This is a genomic window from Nocardioides kribbensis, assembly GCF_015070375.1.
In the GTDB taxonomy this organism is placed as follows: Bacteria; Actinomycetota; Actinomycetes; order Propionibacteriales; family Nocardioidaceae; genus Nocardioides; species Nocardioides kribbensis.
The window spans coordinates 73273-90536 of sequence record NZ_JADCLL010000002.1; the positions used below are offsets into that span (position 1 = coordinate 73273).

Here is a 17264-nt window from a genome sequence, read left to right on the forward strand (position 1 = left end):
CGGCCGGGGCCGGGTGGCTTCTGCGCGGGTGGCTTCTGCGCGGGTGGCTACTGGGCGGGCGGCGCGGGCGGCGCAGGCGGCGGGGTCGTGGGCCGGATGCGCGTGCCGTCGGGCTCGGGACCGGTGCCGGGCGGACCCCAGCCGCCACTGGGAGGCTCGCCGGGGGCCGGGCCCCAGGCGGGGCGGGCCTGGTCGGCGTACGCCGGGGGCAGCGGGGGCAGCGGCTGGCTCGCGGGCCCACCACCGCGGCCGCCGGCGCGGGCCAGGCCGCCCGGTCCGCCGAGCGCGCGCAGCACGACCAGCACCAGCAGCGCCCCGCCGAGCGCGCCCAGGACGACGCCCCACCAGGTGGGGTGCTCGACGGCCAGCACGATCGTCGCCAGCGGGGTGACGGTCACGGCCATGGCCACCACCAGCACGCGGAAGCCCACGTGGCGGGTGAGCGCGGCGCAGGCCGACCAGCCGAGCATGAGCAGCAGGGCCAGCACGAGGACCACCCAGGCGTCGTCGTCGAAGCGGTCGACCCGCGGCACGGGGCGCCCCTGGTCGTCCAGGCTGAAGCCGGCCATCGCCCGCGCGAAGAGGCCGGTGACGGCCAGCACCCCGGTGAGCGTGGCGTAGCCGGCCACCGTGAGCGCCCCGACCACCACGCCGCTGAGCGCACGGGTCGGCAGCAGCCAGCCACCGGCGGTGACCAGCACGGCGAAGAGCAGCAGCGCGACGGCGGGGCCGACCGCGCCGAGGTCGTCGCCGCTGTCGGAGGTGCCGAGCACGTCGTCGACGAGCTGGCCGTAGACGACGAAGAGCCCCAGCACGGCCACGACCACGAAGGGCGCCCGGCGGGTCAGCACGTAGCCGCCGGCGGCGAGGAGCACCGCGGCGAGACCCGCGAGGTAGAGGGTCGCGTCACTGTCGTCGAGGGCGACTCCCACCATGAGGGCCACCGCGAGGGCGCCGAAGGCACCCGGCCAGGAGACCAGGTCGTGGCGGTCGCGCCGGTCGTCGGCGCCGCCGGCGGTCCCGCCGCTGGCCGCGCCGCTCGCCGGGACGGACACCGGGCCGGTCGGGCTCGCGCCGACCGGGCGGCCGTGAGCGGACCCCGGGGCCGCGGACGCACCGGTCGCCACGGGGAGGCCCGTGCCCGGGCCGGTGGTGGCGGCGCCTGCGCGGCTGGTCACCACGCCGAGGGCGGCGACGCCCAGCAGACCGAGCGTCGCGAGCAGGCCGACGACGTAGTTGGACCAGTCGAGCTCCTCGTCGAAGCGGGAGTAGAGCGTCGAGAGCACCACCGCGGTCGACAGCAACGCCACCCCGAGCCCGACCGCAGCGCGCTCCGGGTCCAGCGGCCCGTCGGCGTGCAGCCGGGCGAGCAGCGACGGGCCGGGCGGGTGCGCGGCTCCGCCCGGGTGTCCGACACCCGCGCCAGGACCGGGGTACGCCGCTGCCGGCGGCGCCGACGGCGGGGCGCTCGGCGGCGCGCTCGCCGTCGGCGCGCTCGGCGGCGGCGCGCTCGGCGGCGGGGCGCTCGGCGGCGGGGCGCTCGGCCGGGGCCCGGTCGGCCCCGGGGCCGCGGACCCCGCCTGCGGGGGCCCGGACGGAGGCGGGTCCGCCGGGACCGGCACGGGGGCAGTCGGACCTGAGTCAGGCGGCGCGGGGGCGGGCGGACCGGACGAGCGCGGACTGGCGGGAAGGGGGCCGGTGGGGGGCCCGGCGTCGGGGGGCTGCGTCATCCCGGCAGCCTAGGGGCCGGCTCTTTACCTCCACAGCGTTCTTCGCGGCCCTGCCCCCGCCGCCCCGCTCGCGGCGCCACCTCGCAGGGTCCCCGCGCGGCGCCGCGGACCGCAGGTGTCCCGGGCTGCGCCGTCGCCCGAGTCCTCGGCCTGCCTGCCGACACCCCCGGGCCGCGACACGTCCTGAGGTTGAACGAACGTTCGATCAACCCGACGCACTCCTCGACCGTCGGCGACACCGTGGCGCGGACGACACGGGACCCGCACGTCCCGGGTCGGACGAACGTTCGACCAACCCGACGCACTCCTCCAACGTCGGCCACTCCGCGGCGCGGACGACCCGGGGTCCGCGGCTGCGCCGCACCGCCGGGCGCGACCGGTCAGGCCGGGCAGGACGGGCCGTGGGCCGGGCCCCGGCCACGAGCGCGACTACCGCACCGACCGCACCGCCCATGCCGACGGTCAGCCGCGCAGGGCCGGCAGCACGTCGGCGGCCACCTGCTCGAGGACCGCCTCGTGGCCGGCGTAGGGGCCGTCGGGGCGGGGCCAGTGCGTGATGACGTCGGTGAAGCCGAGCGCTGCGGCCCGCCCCGTCATGTCGGTGAAGACGCCGGCGCTCTCCAGCGAGAACTGCGGTGCCGAGTCGAGGTTGAGGTAGCGCGGCACCTCGGCGGGGTCGCGACCGTGCTCGACCAGCGCCTCCTCGAGGGTCCGCCGTGCCTGGTCGAGGCCGTCGAACCACGCGTCGAGGGTGTCCACGCGCGGACCCGTGGTGACCCACGCGTCGCCGGTGCGGGCGGCGAAGCGCAGCGAGCGGGGGCCGTTGGCGGCCACCACGAGGGGCACGTCGCGCAGCGGTGGCAGCGTGCGGGCGTCGCGCGCGGAGAACCAGCGGCCGTCGGCGTCGACGTGGTCCTCGGTGCGCAGCCGCACCAGCAGCTCGACGAACTCCTGGAACCGGTCGACCCGCTCCCGGGTGCTGAGCTCCTCGCCGCCGAGGATGCGCGAGTCGAGGTCGCCCCCCGTGCCGACACCGAGCAGGAAGCGGCCGCCCGACACGTCGTCGAGCGACTGCACGTCGCGGTGCAGGGCCACCGGGTGCCGGAAGTTGGGCGAGGAGACGAAGGTGCCCAGACCGATCCGCGCGGTGACCAGGGCGGCCGCGGTGAGGGTCGGCGTCGTGCCGTACCACGGCGACTCCGGCAGACCGCCCCACACGAGGTGGTCGTAGGTCCAGGCGTGGTCGAAGCCCATGGCCTCGGCGGCCTCCCACCGCGGGCGCAGCTGGGCCCAGGGCAGCTCGGGCAGGATCGTCAGTCCGAAGCGCATGCCCGCGACTCTAGGGGCTGGAGCCCCCGCCCGGTCGGGGCGGCGGCCCGTGTCAGCCGCGCGGGATCCAGACCGAGCTCCCGATCTCGCCCTGCGCGGTCTGCGGCGCCTCGTCGGAGTCGCCGCCGCCCGCGCGCTCGGTGAGCACGGAGAACCGGACGGCACCGTAGTCGCCGTCGTGCAGGCACGTCGAGGGCATCGACAGCCGCGCGACGTCGTCGGCCCAGCGCAGCCGCAGCCCGTCGCACTCCAGCGGCGCCTCGGTGGGCTCGCGGTCGGTGAAGGCGCCCTCCACGACCTCGGCGCTCACGTCACCGCTGCCGTTCTTGCGGGCGACCAGCCGCAGCCCGGTGTCGCCGCGGGGGTCCAGGCTCACGACCAGCACCCCGGACCGGTCGGCGGCGAAGGCCGTGCGCACGACGACGCGGCGGTCGTCGTTGGCGACCTTGACCCGGGTCACGTCGAGCCGCTTGGCGCCGCCGGCGTCACCGGTCGCGTCGGTGACGACCACCGTGGCGGCCGACGCCGGGGCGGTGAGGGCGAGCGGGGCGGCGACCCCGAGGACGAGGGCGGCGGCCGCAGCCGCGGGGAGGAGGCGCATGGTCCTTGCTCCCACACCGGCGGCTCGGCGTCACGCGACACGCCGTACGGCGGCCCCGCGGCCACCCGCTGCCACCCGCTGCCGGGCGGCCGCAAGCCGGTCGCCGCGGTGTCGGCCGGTCCCCGCGGCCGGTCAGCCGGTGGCGCCGGGGTCCTCGAGCCCGGGCGGCGGCGGGTAGCCGTTGCCCTGCCCGTAGTAGTCGAGCCACACGTCGTCGCCGATCGCCGCGCCGGCCTCGACGTAGGACGCGCTGGTGCGGAAGCCGACGGCGGGATCGGCCGCGAGGTCGACCAGCCCGTCGGCCAGGGCCCGCTCGTCGCCGAGCTCCTCCTCGAAGAACGGTCCGTGGCTGCTGATCGTGACGGTCCAGCCGTCGTGGAGGCCGGCCACGCTGAGGGAGCCGGGATCCTCCTCGGGGTAGCCCGCCTCCCAGCTGAGCGCGGTGCGCACGCCTCCCGGACTCGACTCCTCACAGCCGGTGGCGAACCGCGTGGCCCGGCTGTTGCACGTGAAACGCCCGAAGGCCGCCGTACGCCGGCTGACCACGACCCTGACGTGGGTGCTGATCCCGCGGTCGTCGGGGAAGGCCACCTCCACCCCGAGGGCACCGTTCGGCACGCCGTCGCGGCGGAAGAGCGGCGCCGCGGCCGACGCCGGACGCCCGACGTGGTCGATCACCGCTGCCGCGAGGGCGCGAGGGGTCGTCGCCTCGGCGGTGGGGCGCTCGTCGTCGGACCGGTCGGCCGGGCCGGCGCCGCCGCCGCAGGCCGTCAGCGCCACGGTCAGGGTCGCGATCGCGGCGGACCAGCCTCTCCGCGAGGCGCCGCCGGGCCCGGTGCGGACGGGGCCCGACCCCCTCACCGCGGCGACCGGCCCCGGTCCACGGCCCGCCGATCCCTCGCCCCGGCGCCGGGCGCGGCTCGTCCTGCGGGGGCCGGCGGGTCGCGGGGTCATGCCCGGTGACGGTAGTGCCCCGGCGTCACGGGCGGGTCACGACTACGCGGGCTCGCCGCCCCGGGCCACGGCCCGGGAGGGATCTGGGGCGGGGGCCCGGGGCGGGCCTAGGCCTGCGCGGCCAGCGTGAGCGGGTGGACGGCGGCGGCGCCGGCGCCGCGGATCGCCCGGGCGGCGAGGGTGAGGCTCCAGCCGGTGGCGACGAGGTCGTCGACGAGCAGCACGGAGCGGCCCTCGAGCGCGCCGGGCTCGGCCTCCAGGGCGCTGCGGCGACCGACGGCGGCGACGCGCTGGGCGGAGTTCATGGAGCCCTTGCCGGGTGCGACGTCGGGGTCGACGACGGCCCAGCGCCCGAGCACCGGCACCTGCAGGTAGCGCGAGAGGCCGTCGGCGAGGTCGGCGGTCAGGGTCGGTCGGGTGGCCGACTCGACCACGACGATGCCGTCCACCGGGGGCCGCCAGTCGCCCAGCACCTCCACCACGGCGCGCACCAGGGGCACCGGCACCGGCCCGTCGGGGGTCTCGGGGCGGAACAGCTCGCGCAGGGCCTGGCCGTAGCCGAGGTCGGTGAGCCGCGCGACCGCGCGGCCCTCCTCGGCCGCGGCGGCGATCTTGCCCTTGAGCTCGACGCCGAGGCGGTCCATGCCCACCGGCCACATCTTGCGCGGCGCGATCGGCACGCCGGGCCGGGCCAGGCGCTGCTGGGCCTCCTCCACCGCAGCCTGCGACACCGCGCTCGACAGGGTCAGCCCGCCGCAGTTGTCGCAGCGACCGCAGGGCTCGGCGGCCGGGTCGTCGAGCTGGTCGCGCAGGAACCACATGCGGCAGCGATCGGTGTCGAGGTAGTCCAGCATCGCCCGCTGCTCGCGCTCGCGGGCCTCGCGCACGCGGGCGTAGCGCTCCTCGTCGTAGCTCCACTCCTGCCCCGTCGACTCCCAGCCCCCGCGCACCCGGCGCACGGCGCCGTCGACGTCGAGGACCTTGAGCATCGTCTCCAGGCGGGTGCGGTTGAGCTCCACGCGCGGCTCGAGCGCGGCGGTGCTGATCGGCCGGCCCTCCTGCGCCAGCACCTCCAGGGTCTGACGCACCAGCTCCTCGCGGGGGAAGGCGAGGGAGGCGAAGTAGGCCCAGATGTCGCGGTCCTCGGTGGCGGGCAGGAGCACCACGGTGGCCTCGCTCGTGCCGCGCCCGGCGCGGCCGACCTGCTGGTAGTACGACACCGGCGAGGACGGCGCGCCCATGTTGACCACGAAGCCGAGCGTGGCGTCGAAGCCCATGCCGAGCGCGCTGGTGGCCACCAGCGCCTTGACCTTGCCGGCGATCAGGTCGCCCTCGAGGGCCTGGCGCTCGGTGGGCTCGGTCTGCCCGGAGTACGCCGCGACCTCGTGGCCGCGCGAGCGCAGGTAGTCGGCGATCTCCTGGGTGGCCGCCACGGTGAGGCAGTAGACGATGCCCGACCCGGGCTGCTCGGCGAGGTGGTCGGCCAGCCAGGCCAGCCGCTGGTCGGCGGTCGGCAGCCGCACGACCCCCAGGCGCAGCGACTCGCGGTCGAGCGAGCCGCGCAGCACGAGCACGTCGCGGCCCAGCTGCTGCTGGACGTCCTCGGTGACGCGCTCGTTGGCCGTCGCCGTGGTGGCGAGCACCGGGATGCCCTCGGGCAGGTCGTCGAGCATCGTGCGGATGCGGCGGTAGTCGGGGCGGAAGTCGTGGCCCCAGTCGGAGATGCAGTGGGCCTCGTCGACCACCAGCAGGCCGGCGGTGGCGGCCAGCCGGGGAAGCACCTCGTCGCGGAAGCCGGGGTTGTTGAGCCGCTCGGGGCTGACGAGCAGGACGTCGACCTCGCCGGCGTTGATCGCGTCGTGGATCGGCTCCCAGTCGCCGATGTTGGTGGAGTTGATGGTCACCGCGCGGATGCCGGCGCGCTCGGCGGCGGCGATCTGGTTGCGCATGAGGGCCAGAAGCGGGCTGACGATCACCGTGGGCCCGGCGCCGCGCGAGCGCAGCAGCAGGGTGGACACGAAGTAGACCGCCGACTTGCCCCAACCGGTGCGCTGCACCACCAGCGCGCGCCGGCGGTGGACCGCGAGCGCCTCGATGGCCGACCACTGGTCCTCGCGCAGGACGGCGTCGTCGCGGCCGACCAGGGCGCGCAGGTGGGCCTCGGCCTCGTGACGGACCTCGGCGGGGGTGGCCTCGGTGGCTGCTGCGCTCATGCGGCCTGTCTACCAGCGTCCGCCGACGGCCCGGGGGCCGCCGTCCACAGGCCCGTCCGCCCGGCGCACCCCCGGGCCCGCGGCCCGCGACTCAGAGGTCGTGGTCGCCCCCGGTGACCCCCTTGCCCATCGAGAAGCTCAGTGTGAGGCCGGCGTCGACGGGGAGGGAGGCTCCCTTCACGACGTACTCCGAGATCACCGTGGTGGCCGACTTCATCGCGGGACTGATCTCTCCGACGAGGTCGGCGAACCTGTCGAGGGAAGCCGAGAGACCCTTCATGAACGTCCGGCACCCCGTGGCTACCTGGCCCCTAGGGTGGCCGCATGAACCCTGGTCTCGGGACGCCCCTGCCCCGGTCCACGGCCCTGGCCCTGTCGCTCATGGCGGGGGCGGTGGTGCTGGCCGTGCCCACGGCACTCGTGCTGCTGCGCGCCCTCGACGGGTCGGTGGGATCGGCCGTGCTGGGCCTGGGCATGGCCCTCGTCCTCGTCGTGGGGCCCCTGCTGCTGGCCCGCGGACTGCTGCGGATCCGGGTCCACGTCGGTCCCGACGCGGTCACGCGCACCCTCGGCGGCCGGGTGGCCCACCGGATCGCCTACGCCGACGTCACCCGGGTGCGGGTCAAGCGCGAGCCCTACGCCCTGACGATCACGCTGTGGGGCACCGACCCGGAGGGGCGTGAGGTGGTCTTCCCGGTCTCGCGGTCCTACGTCGGCGACCTCGAGCCGCTCGCCCGACGACTCGACCCCGAGGTCGAGCACCGCGGCGCGCAGCTCTTCGCCGACGAGCACGAGCGCCGCTGGTGGCAGGAGTTCCGCGCCGGCACGTTCTGAGCCGCAGCCCGCCGGCCGCCCTGCCGCAGCGGGCCGTCGTACGCCGCCGCGCTCCGGCTCAGCCGCCCAGGGCGGCCCGGGCGGCCTCGTGCAGCGCAACGACCTCGCGTCGCAGCTGCGCCCGCTCGGTGACCGGGCCGCCGGGCCAGGCCACCCGCAGCGAGGCCTCCCCCGTGGCGTCGACGACGTGCCAGGTGCCGCCGTGGGCGTCGACCGAGGTCATCTCCGCCGACGTGGCCGCGGGGTAGCCGTGGGCGCGCACGATCCGCAGCGAGTCCTCGGCGTGGTCGTCGTTCATGTGTGCGAGCACGGCGTCGACGACCTCCTCGCCGAGGCCGCCGTCCGAGGCCCCGGGCCCGGCGGTCACGGCCGGCTCACCAGATCCTGACCCGGTCGGCGGGGTCGAGCCACAGCCCGTCGCCCTCGCGGGTGCCGAAGACCTCGTGGAACTCGTCGAGGTTGCGCACGATGTTGGCGCGGAACTCCGGCGGGGAGTGCGGGTCGATGGTGAGGTACTGCCGCTCCTGCTCCACGCGACGCTTGGTGCGCCAGACGAAGGCCCAGTTGAGGAAGAGCCGCTCGCGGTCCTCGACGCTGGCCGCGCCGCCGGTGGAGATGACGTAGGCCTTGTGGCCGATGGTCAGGCCGCCCAGGTCGCCGATGTTCTCGCCGACGGTGAGCGAGCCGTTGACCTTCTCACCCGGCAGGGCGCGCGGCTCGAAGGCGGCGTACTGCTCGACCAGCGCCTGCGACTTGACCTCGAAGGCGGCCTTGTCGTCGGCGGTCCACCAGTCGTTGAGGTTGCCGGCGCCGTCGTACTGCGCGCCCTGGTCGTCGAAGCCGTGGCCGATCTCGTGGCCGATGACCGCGCCGATGCCGCCGTAGTTCTCCGCCGGGTGGGCGTCGGGGCTGAAGAACGGCTTCTGCAGGATGCCCGCGGGGAAGCAGATCTCGTTGGTGCCGGGGTTGTAGTAGGCGTTGACGGTCTGCGGCAGCATGAACCACTCGTCGCGGTCGACCGGCCCGCCGAGCTTGCCCAGCTCGCGGTCGGTCTGGAAGGCCGACGTGGCGGCGACGTTGCCCATGAGGTCGTCGGGGGTGACCTGCAGGCGCGAGTAGTCGCGGAAGCGGTCGGGGTAGCCAATCTTGGGCCGGAAGGTCGCGAGCTTCTCGTAGGCCCGCTCCTTGGTCTCCTCGGTCATCCAGTCCAGCGCCGCGATCGACTCGCGGTAGGCCGCGAGCAGGTTGGCGACCAGGTCGTCCATCATCGCCTTGGAGGCCGGCGGGAAGTGGCGTGCGACGTACTCCTTGCCCACCGCCTCGCCGATCGCGCCCTCGACCAGCGCGATGCCGCGCTTCCAGCGCGCCCGCAGCTCGGGCGTGCCGTTGAGGGTGCGACCGTAGAAGTCGAAGTTGGCCTCCACGAACTCGTCGGTGAGGTACGGCGCGGCCGAGCGCAGCACGTGCGTGAGCAGCCACGGGCGCCAGTCGTCGAGGTCGACCTCGGTCAGCACCGAGGAGAGGTGCTCGAAGAACGAGGGCTGGCGCACGCAGACCTCGGCCAGCACGAGGGCCTGGTCGATGCCGGGGCCGGCGAGGTTGGTGACGTAGGCGTCCCAGTCGAAGGCCGGGCACAGCGCCAGGAGGTCGTCGTGGGTGAGCAGGTTGTAGGTCTTCTGCACGTCGCGGGTCTCGGCGCGCTCCCAGTGGCCGGCGGCGATGCGGGTGTCGACCGCCAGCACGGTCGCCGCGGCGCCGGCGGGGTCGGCGTGACCGACCAGGCCGAGCAGGCGGGTGAGGTAGGCGACGTACTTCTCGCGGGTCTCGGCGAACTTCTCGTCGCGGTAGTAGGACTCGTCGGGCAGGCCGAGACCGCCCTGGCCCAGGTGGAAGAGGTAGCGGTCGGAGTCGCGGCTGTCGGTGTCGACGTAGGACCCGAAGAGGCCGTGGCCGCCGATCCGCTCGAACTCGCCCAGGAAGGCGGCCAGGTCACGCACGTCGCGCAGGCCGGCGACCGCGTCGACCAGCGGCTGGATCGGGCGGGTGCCGCGGGCGGCGATGGTCTCGGTGTCCATGAAGGAGGCGTAGAGGGCGCCGATCTTGCGGGCGTCGTCGTCGCGGGGCTCGCCCGCGGCCAGCTCTTCCACGATCGTGCGCACGTGCTGCTCGGCCGCGTCGGCCAGCTGCACGAACGGCCCCCAGCTGGAGCGGTCGGAGGGGATCTCGGTCTCCTCCAGCCACCGGCCGTTGACGTGGCCGAAGAGGTCGTCCTGGGGGCGGGTGGCAGGGTCCATGCCCGCGCGGGCGTCGTCGAGGATGCTCACGCAGCGACCCTAGCCGGGCGCCCCGACCGCGGGCACGCGACCGGTGCGGGTCGTGCCCGCCGGGGGGGCTCGGCCGGGTCAGACCGCGTCGTCGATCGCGGCGCGCACGGCCATCACGACGCTCTCCTGGCTCACGCCCTCGCGCACGGCGAGCTCGGCGACGAGACGGCGCACGACGAGCATCACCCCGCCCATCAGCGGCGAGATGTCGAGCTCGACCTCCTCGGCCGCCTCGTCGAAGGCCAGCGCGATCGCCTCGATCTCCAGCAGGTGGGAGAAGGCCAGCTCCATCGGGTCGACGTCGGGGTCGACGCCCTGCGCGTCGGCGGCGGTGACGCCGTCGAGGATGATGTGGCCCGCCCGGCGGATCCGCTCCTCGTCGCCCAGGTCGGCGAAGGGACCGGGCTGGTCGTGGTCGTGGGGCTGGTCGTGGTGCTGGTGGTCCGCGGCGTGGTCGTGGCCGTCGTCGTGGGTCATGGCGCCATCATCTCGCGGGCCGGTCCGGTGCCGGCGGGTGGCGCGCGCCGACCACGCAATGGCGCTCCCCGGCACCAGCACCGCAGCGGTCTGCACGATCCACGCGACCCGCGACCCCCGAGGACTGCCCCAACGACGCAATTGCGCTCCCCCGGCACCCCCACCGCAGGGGTCTGCACGATCCACGCGACCCGCCACCCCCGAAGGCTGCGCCAACCGCGCCATTGCGCCACCCCGACACCCGCACGGCCGCAGCGGGCGGAGGAAGGCCCGACGACACCGCAGCGGGACCGCGGGCCGCGTCCGCCCGCGCCCCGACGGCACGCGCGGTCGCGACGCGCCGGGAGCGGTGCCGCGCGGGAGTACGGTCCGGGCATGAGCTCCGAGCTGCAGGTCGTCGCCACCATCCCCACCGACCCCGCCCACCGTGAGGCGGTGCAGGCCGGGCTGGCCGAGCTGGTCACCGCCACGCGCGCCGAGGACGGCTGCCTGGCCTACACCGCCTACGAGTCGGCCACCGCCCCCGGTGTCTTCGTCACCGTCGAGACCTGGCGCAGCCAGGCCGACCTCGACGCCCACATGCAGACCGCGCACATCGCGCGCGCCTTCGAGGTGCTCGGTGCGGCGCTCGTCGGCGAGGTGGCCATCCACCCGCTGACCCCGCTGGCCTGACCCGCCACCGGCCACCGGCCACTGACAGCGGCGGCCTCAGCGCATCCGCACGACCGACTTGCCGAGGGTGCGGCGCTCGTCCATGTCGACGAGCGCCCGGCCGAAGTCCTCGAGGGCGTAGGTCGCGCTCACGGGAGGCTTGACCACGCCCGAGGCCATCATCGGGGCGAGCTTCTCCCACTGCTGGTGCATGTAACCGGGACGGCTCATCGCGTAGGCGCCCCAGCCGACGCCGCGGACGTCGGTGTTGTTGAGCAGCAGCCGGTTGACCTTGACCTGGGGGATGCCCTGGCCGGCGGCGAAGCCGACCACGAGCAGGCGGCCCTGGGCGCCGAGCAGGCGCAGGGAGTCGGTGAAGACGTCGCCGCCGACGACGTCCACCACCACGTCGACCCCGGCGCCGCCGGTGAGATCCTGCACGGCGTCCTTGAACCCGTCGAGCAGCACGACCTCGTCGGCGCCGGCGGTGCGGGCGACGGCGGCCTTCTCCTCGGTCGAGACCACCGCGATGGTGCGGGCGCCCATGCCCTTGGCCACCTGGATCGTCGCGGTGCCGACCCCGCCGGCGGCGCCGTGGACCAGCACGGTCTCCCCGGCCTGGAGGCCACCGCGCTCGTCGAGGGCGAACTGCGCGGTGAGGTAGTTCATCGGCAGCGCCGCGGCCTCGTCGAAGGAGACCTCGTCGGGCACGGGGAAGGTGAAGATCGCGGGGCTGGCGACCAGCTCGGCGGCGCCGCCGTAGGGCCCGACGCCGGCCACCCGGGTGCCGGGCTCGTAGCCCTCGGGCCCGGAGACGACGACGCCGGCGAAGTCGACGCCGAGGGTGAAGGGCGGCTCGGGCTTGAGCTGGTACTCCCCGCGGCTCAGCAGCAGGTCGGGGAAGGAGATGCCGACCGTGTGCACCTCCACCAGCACGTCGTCGGGCCCGGGCGTCGGCTCGGCGACGTCGCGGATCTCGAGGTGGGTGGGACCGGTGGCGTCGACGACCTGGACTGCGCGCATGGGGGCACCGTAGCCACCCGCGCCGACCCCGGCGCCCATCGCCGCGCCCATCGCTGTGCCATCCGTCACGCCCGCGGCGTCGAAGCACCCCCATGAGGCTCGCCGACCGCGTCCAGGCCACGCTCATGCACGCGACGGCCCGCTGGACGGTGCGCTACGGCGAGGACCTGCGCTTCGCCGGCTCCGACCTGCCCGCCCCGACCCGCCTGCGCGTGCCGACGCGTCACGGCGACGTCCGCGTCATGGAGTACGTCGCGCCCGCGGCCACGCACGGCTCGGGCCCCGCGCACGTGCACCTCCACGGCGGGGCGTGGCTGATGCGCCACGCCGCGATGGACGACTGGTGGTGCCGCTACCTCGCCGCCACCGCCGGCGTGCGCGTGCTCAACGTCGACTTCCGCACCGGCCCCTACGTCACCTACCCCGTGGCCCAGGAGGAGAGCCACGACGTGGCCGCGTGGGTCGCCGACGGCGGCGACCCCGTGTCGGTCGGCGGCTTCTCCTCCGGCGGCGGCATGGCCGCGGCGGTGTGCCTGATGGCCCGCGACACCGGCTCCTTCACCCCGCGCCTGCAGCTGCTCGGCGTGCCGGCCCTCGACCTGGCCAGCGACCTGCCCACCGGCGCGGGCATGATCTCGCCCTCGCTGCGCGCGCTGGTGCGGCGCGTCTACTTCCCCGACCCGGCCACGCGCTCGGCGGCGTACGCCTCGCCCCTGCTGGCCCCCGACCTGGCCGGGCTGCCCCCGGCGGTGGTGATGACCGCCGAGCGCGACACGCTGCGCCGTGACGGCGACCGCTACGCCCAGCGGCTGCGCGAGGCCGGGGTGCCGGTCGTGCACGACGTGACCCCCGGGGTCGACCACTACTTCCTCACCGAGGACCCCGCCCGGGCCCGCACCACCATGGCGATGGCCGCCACCGCCGTGCGCGAGGCGCTGCTCGGCCACTGAGCGGGCTGAGCAGGCCGAGCGGGCTGCGCGGCGCGACCGGCCGGTCGGGGCTCAGCGCGGGTCGACGATCCGGTTGGCCTCGAAGTGCATGGGGTCGGTGTAGCTCCAGTCGCCGCCCCAGGTGAAGCCCCACTTCTTGAAGATGTCGACGACCCCGCGGTCGATCTCGCCGACGGTGCCGCGCAGGTTGCCCGGCACGTTGAAGTCGAGGGCCAGGCCGAAGGAGTGGTTGGACAGCGTGGTCGACCCGGCGATGAAGCGGGGGTAGTAGCAGCCGCCGTACTGCCCCGGGATGATCTTGTCGCCCAGGCCGCGCTCGACGACCTCGCGCAGGGCCGCGGTGAGCTGCGGGATGATCGCCTTGTTGCAGGTCACCGAGCCGAGGATCGGCACGTCGGCGGTGACGATGTGGGTGGAGACCCATGACGGCTCGGGGGCGATGCGACCGCCGCCGATGACGGTGTAGTTGAAGGTGCCGACCGCGTCGGCGACGGCGCCGACGACGAAGGCGGTCTGGGCGGCGTCGATGTCGAGGCCCAGGGTGGCCACGACGTCGAGGCGCTGGATCGACGTCTGCCCCGGGAGCATCCGCTGCAGCGGCCCCACCACCCGGTCGGGGGCGGTGGTGCCGGTCGAGACGAGCAGGGCGTTGGCCGGCTTGGCGCCGATCGCAGCCCCCCACTTCTCGTTGACGACCGCGTCGACGGCGTTGGGGATCTGGGGCGCGAAGGCCCCGACGTGGACCTCCTCGGAGTCCTCCGCGCTGCCCAGCCGCAGGAAGCCGTCGTCGTCGGTGGGCAGCTTCTTCTCCAGGTCGGAGGCCACGGCCACCTCGCCGGCGGCGACGCGGTCCCAGACCTCCTGGGCCTCCGGGCTGGGCTGGGTGGTCCAGGCGCGGTAGCTCGCGGGGTCGACGACCGCGACGTTGAGCACCTTGCCCTCGATGCTGGCCTGGGCCAGGGACATCGACTCCACCGAGACGTCGTCGAGGTCGTCGATCGCGGCCACGGTCTCGGGATCGATGGTGTCCTGGGCGACGACGAGGATGTCGGCGTACTGCGGCGGGCCCTCCAGGGGGCCCGGCGCCTCCACCGCGAAGGCCGGGTCGAGCGCGGGCGCCGCACCGGAGCCCTCGCCCGCACCGTCATCCGCACCGTCGGCGGTGTCGTCGCCGGGCGCGTCGCCGCCGGGCCCGCCGGGCTCGGCGGTCGTCGAGGCGCCGGCCGGCGTCGGGTCGGCGGCGGGGTCGCCACCGGTGTCCTGGCCGCAGGCCGCGAGCAGCAGCCCGAGGGCCACGAGCGCGGCCGCGGCGGCCCGACGGCGCGCGGGCCCGGCCGCCGTGCGCCGGTGGCGCAGCGGTGCTCCCAGGTGCAGCGTCCTCACGTCGATCCCTCCCCTGCCCCAGCGTAGGTGGCGTGCTGTGACGGCGGGCACGATCCCCGCACGTCGTGCGCCTCGACGGGTGTTCGTCACCGCGGCCCGACCGGACGGGGGCCGCCCGCCGCTCTTACTGACCGTTGCACCCTCTGGGCGGGCGTCCTGACGGTCAGGTAGTGGTCGCAACGGTCAGTAAGACGCAGCGGCGCCACGCCCAGCGCCGCCAGCGCACCGGGTCAGCGCACCGGGGCGCGGAGCACGTCGGCGCGCACGGTGAGCCACGACAGCACGCCGCCGGCGACGAGCAGCCCGGCGCAGGCCAGCATGGCCCGGCCGAAGGCGGGGTCGAGGAGGGCGGGGTCGGCGTACTCCTCCCCGCCGAGGCCCACCGCCATCGGCAGCGCGGCCACGGCGAGCAGCGTGCCGGCGCGGGCCACGGCGTTGGAGACGCCGCTGGCGACGCCCGCGTGCTCGTCGGGGGCGGCCGCCAGCACGGTGGCGGTGAGCGGCGCGACGAGCAGCGCCAGGCCGAGGCCGAAGACGGTGATGCCGGGCAGCACGCCGACGACGTAGGGCCGCTCCCCCGCGCCGAGCAGCAGCAGCACGCCCGCGGCCATCACGAGCGGACCGAGGCTGAGCGGCAGCCGTGGCCCGGTGCGGGCGCCGAGGGCCCCGCCGCGGGAGGCCAGCAGCAGCATGCACACGGTGAGCGGCAGGCTCGCGAGACCGGCCTGCAGCGCGGTGTAGCCGCCCACGACCTGCAGCTGCAGGGTGAGGAAGAAGGTCATGGCGCCCAGCGCGCCGTAGACGAGCAGCGTCATCGCGTTGGCGGCGGCGAAGGTGCGGTCGGCGAAGAGCCCGGGCTCGAGCATCGGCCAGCGCTCGCGCCGCTCGACCACGACGAAGGCGACCAGCCCCGCCACCCCGACCGCAGCCGCCGCGGGCGCCAGCGGCCGGCCCCACTCGATCAGCGCGTACGTCGCGCCCGCCAGCCCCAGCGTGGCCAGGGCCGCCCCGGCCCAGTCGAGCCGCGGGGCGGCGTGGGGGTCGCGGGTCTCGGGCACGCCGCGGGCCAGCCACACGGTGGCCGCGGCGAGCGGGAGGTTGACCAGGAACACCCACCGCCACGAGGCGTGGTCGACCAGCAGGCCGCCGACGAAGGGCCCGGCCGCGGCGGCGATCGCGCCGAGACCGGTCCAGGTGCCGATGGCGGCCGCGCGGTCGGCGGGGCGCACCGCGCCCTGGATCATGGCCAGGCTGCCGGGGGCGAGCGCGGCCGCGGCGACCCCCTGGGCGACGCGGGCGGCGACCAGCACCTCGGGGGTCGGCGCCAGGCCGCACAGCAGGCTGGCCAGCGCGAAGCCGATCGTGCCGGCCACGAAGACGCGGCGCCGCCCCAGCCGGTCACCGAGCGAGCCGCCGAGCAGGATCAGGCTGGCCAGGGCGAGGAGGTAGCCGTTGGTGACCCACTGCAGCTGGGCCAGGCTGGCGTCGAGGTCCTCCCCGATCGAGCGCAGCGCCACGTTGACCACGGTGCCGTCGAGCATGGTCAGGCCCGAGCCGAGCACCGCCGCCGCGACCACGCGGCGACCGGCGGGGCTGCTGCGCGCGACGCCTCCCGCGGCGGGCTCGACGGTCATGGGCCCACCGTAGGGGCTGCCCCCCCGGGGCACCCCCGCGTGTGACCCGCCGGCGCCACCCCCGCCCCGGCGCCGCGGACGTCCTACGGACCGTGCCTGCGCCTCCACCCTGCGCATGACGTCCCGCCCGCCACGCCGGGCGGGCTCGCCCGCCCGGATCGACCCGGGCGGGGGGCGCCCGTCCTAGGGTGTGGTGCGTGCGCACGACCTCGACCCCGCGACGGCTGGCCGAGCACGTCGCCCGCCTCGGTGAGGAGCACCCGCCGATCGACCCGGCCACCGTCGACTTCACGGTGCGCCGTCCCGCGGAGCTCGAGCGGCGCTTCGGCCACGTGCTCGACTACATGGCGCGCGTCGAGCTCGAGGTCGACCGCAACGTCCTCGAGATCACCACGATGCTGCCCGACCCGCCCGAGATCGACGTCGTGTTCTACCGCGACGTCTGGCACCCGCAGGAGACCCGCCACGGAGCGATCCTCGACGAGCTGCAGGTCAGGCTCGGCCGGGCACCGGCGACGCCCGACCTCGACTCGGTCGGCGCCAAGCTCCGCGTGCTGGGCGCGCTGGCCCACCTGCCGGCCTTCCAGGACGTCTGCCGGATGCTCTACTACCTCACCGGCATGGCCACCGAGCGCTCCGCCGTGCTGGCCTACAACCTGCTCCACGACGGGGTCGCCGAGATGGGCGAGCACGCGATCAGCGAGACCCTGATCGCCCCGATCCGGCGACAGGAGCCTGGCCACTACGCCTTCTACCAGCTCTCCGCACGCGACCTGTGGTCGGCGCTGGCGCCGTGGCAGCGCTGGCTGGTGCGCCGCCTGCGCACGCTCTCCTTCGCCCCGGTCGGCGCCAACGACGCGGCCCAGCGCGGCGACTTCGGCGCCGTCATGGGCTCCCTCGGCGTAGCCGACGCGCCCGACGACTTCGCCATCCAGGTGGCCCGCGTCGAGACCGAGCTGCTGTGGGCCCACCGCGACGGCCTGGCCGTGCCGGGCTACGTCGCCCGGGCCTTCCGCGACGCCGTCGAGCTCGCCCGCGACCGCGCCGCCTGACCCCACCCGTCCACGACCCGCCTCGTGCGGACGTCATGCGGACCGTGGATGCGCATCCACCCTTCGCATGACGTCCCACCCGGCCCGTCGCACCCGCGAAGGGCCGGCG

The 17264-nt window shown here is 75.8% G+C and carries 16 protein-coding genes; 4 read left to right on the forward strand and 12 right to left on the reverse strand.

Annotated features, from left to right (window positions below; genetic code table 11):
• Positions 1–47: 47 nt before the first annotated feature.
• From IR170_RS06090 to IR170_RS06115, 6 genes are all read right to left on the reverse strand, one after another.
• Positions 48–1310, reverse strand: coding sequence for a hypothetical protein (locus tag IR170_RS06090; protein WP_193661669.1), 1263 nt, complete (start codon positions 1308–1310; stop codon positions 48–50).
• Between the two features lie 882 nt (positions 1311–2192).
• Complete coding sequence (locus IR170_RS06095) at positions 2193–3059, reverse strand: LLM class flavin-dependent oxidoreductase (protein WP_193661670.1); 867 nt, start codon at positions 3057–3059, stop codon at positions 2193–2195.
• Between the two features lie 52 nt (positions 3060–3111).
• Positions 3112–3660 (reverse strand): hypothetical protein, encoded by a 549-nt coding sequence (locus IR170_RS06100; RefSeq protein ID WP_193661671.1) that lies wholly within the window; start codon positions 3658–3660, stop codon positions 3112–3114.
• 132 nt (positions 3661–3792) lie between these two features.
• Positions 3793–4440 (reverse strand): hypothetical protein, encoded by a 648-nt coding sequence (locus tag IR170_RS06105; protein WP_193661672.1) that lies wholly within the window; start codon positions 4438–4440, stop codon positions 3793–3795.
• 281 nt (positions 4441–4721) lie between these two features.
• Positions 4722–6827: a RecQ family ATP-dependent DNA helicase gene (locus IR170_RS06110; RefSeq protein WP_056865150.1), complete on the reverse strand. Its 2106-nt coding sequence runs from the start codon at positions 6825–6827 to the stop codon at positions 4722–4724.
• Positions 6828–6918: 91 nt separating this feature from the next.
• Complete coding sequence (locus IR170_RS06115; protein ID WP_193661673.1) at positions 6919–7107, reverse strand: hypothetical protein; 189 nt, start codon at positions 7105–7107, stop codon at positions 6919–6921.
• Positions 7108–7151: 44 nt separating this feature from the next.
• Here IR170_RS06115 and IR170_RS06120 point away from each other — a divergent pair, with 44 nt between their 5' ends.
• Positions 7152–7661 carry a hypothetical protein gene (locus IR170_RS06120; protein ID WP_193661674.1) on the forward strand — a complete coding sequence of 170 codons (510 nt, stop codon included), beginning with the start codon at positions 7152–7154 and terminating at the stop codon, positions 7659–7661.
• A 58-nt stretch (positions 7662–7719) separates the two neighbouring features.
• Here the strand turns inward: IR170_RS06120 and IR170_RS06125 are convergent, their stop codons facing one another.
• From IR170_RS06125 to IR170_RS06135, 3 genes are all read right to left on the reverse strand, one after another.
• Positions 7720–8028 (reverse strand): DUF2470 domain-containing protein, encoded by a 309-nt coding sequence (locus IR170_RS06125; RefSeq protein WP_235557697.1) that lies wholly within the window; start codon positions 8026–8028, stop codon positions 7720–7722.
• Positions 8029–8035: 7 nt separating this feature from the next.
• The gene (locus IR170_RS06130) at positions 8036–9985 is read right to left on the reverse strand and encodes a M13 family metallopeptidase (RefSeq protein ID WP_056865147.1); all 1950 of its coding nucleotides are present in this window, start codon (positions 9983–9985) and stop codon (positions 8036–8038) included.
• A 78-nt stretch (positions 9986–10063) separates the two neighbouring features.
• The gene (locus IR170_RS06135) at positions 10064–10462 is read right to left on the reverse strand and encodes a hypothetical protein (protein ID WP_193661675.1); all 399 of its coding nucleotides are present in this window, start codon (positions 10460–10462) and stop codon (positions 10064–10066) included.
• Positions 10463–10837: 375 nt separating this feature from the next.
• On the opposite strand from IR170_RS06135, the gene IR170_RS06140 reads away from it, so the two are divergent.
• Positions 10838–11134 (forward strand): putative quinol monooxygenase, encoded by a 297-nt coding sequence (locus tag IR170_RS06140; protein ID WP_056865145.1) that lies wholly within the window; start codon positions 10838–10840, stop codon positions 11132–11134.
• A 36-nt stretch (positions 11135–11170) separates the two neighbouring features.
• On the opposite strand, the gene IR170_RS06145 is transcribed toward IR170_RS06140, so the two are convergent.
• On the reverse strand, positions 11171–12136 hold the full coding sequence (locus IR170_RS06145; RefSeq protein WP_193661676.1) for an NADPH:quinone oxidoreductase family protein: 966 nt from the start codon (positions 12134–12136) through the stop codon (positions 11171–11173).
• 92 nt (positions 12137–12228) lie between these two features.
• Between IR170_RS06145 and IR170_RS06150 the strand changes: the two genes are divergently transcribed.
• Entirely contained in the window at positions 12229–13086 is an 858-nt protein-coding gene (locus IR170_RS06150; protein WP_193661677.1) for an alpha/beta fold hydrolase, read from the forward strand.
• Positions 13087–13137: 51 nt separating this feature from the next.
• Here IR170_RS06150 and IR170_RS06155 read toward each other — a convergent pair whose 3' ends face one another.
• Together IR170_RS06155 and IR170_RS06160 are read right to left on the reverse strand one after the other, a co-directional pair.
• Positions 13138–14469, reverse strand: a complete 1332-nt coding sequence (locus IR170_RS06155; RefSeq protein WP_319804925.1) for a M15 family metallopeptidase — start codon at positions 14467–14469, stop codon at positions 13138–13140.
• A gap of 230 nt (positions 14470–14699) precedes the next feature.
• Positions 14700–16103, reverse strand: coding sequence for an MFS transporter (locus IR170_RS06160; RefSeq protein ID WP_193661678.1), 1404 nt, complete (start codon positions 16101–16103; stop codon positions 14700–14702).
• Between the two features lie 197 nt (positions 16104–16300).
• Here IR170_RS06160 and IR170_RS06165 point away from each other — a divergent pair, with 197 nt between their 5' ends.
• Entirely contained in the window at positions 16301–17155 is an 855-nt protein-coding gene (locus IR170_RS06165) for a GTP-binding protein LepA (protein WP_193661679.1), read from the forward strand.
• Positions 17156–17264 lie beyond the last annotated feature (109 nt).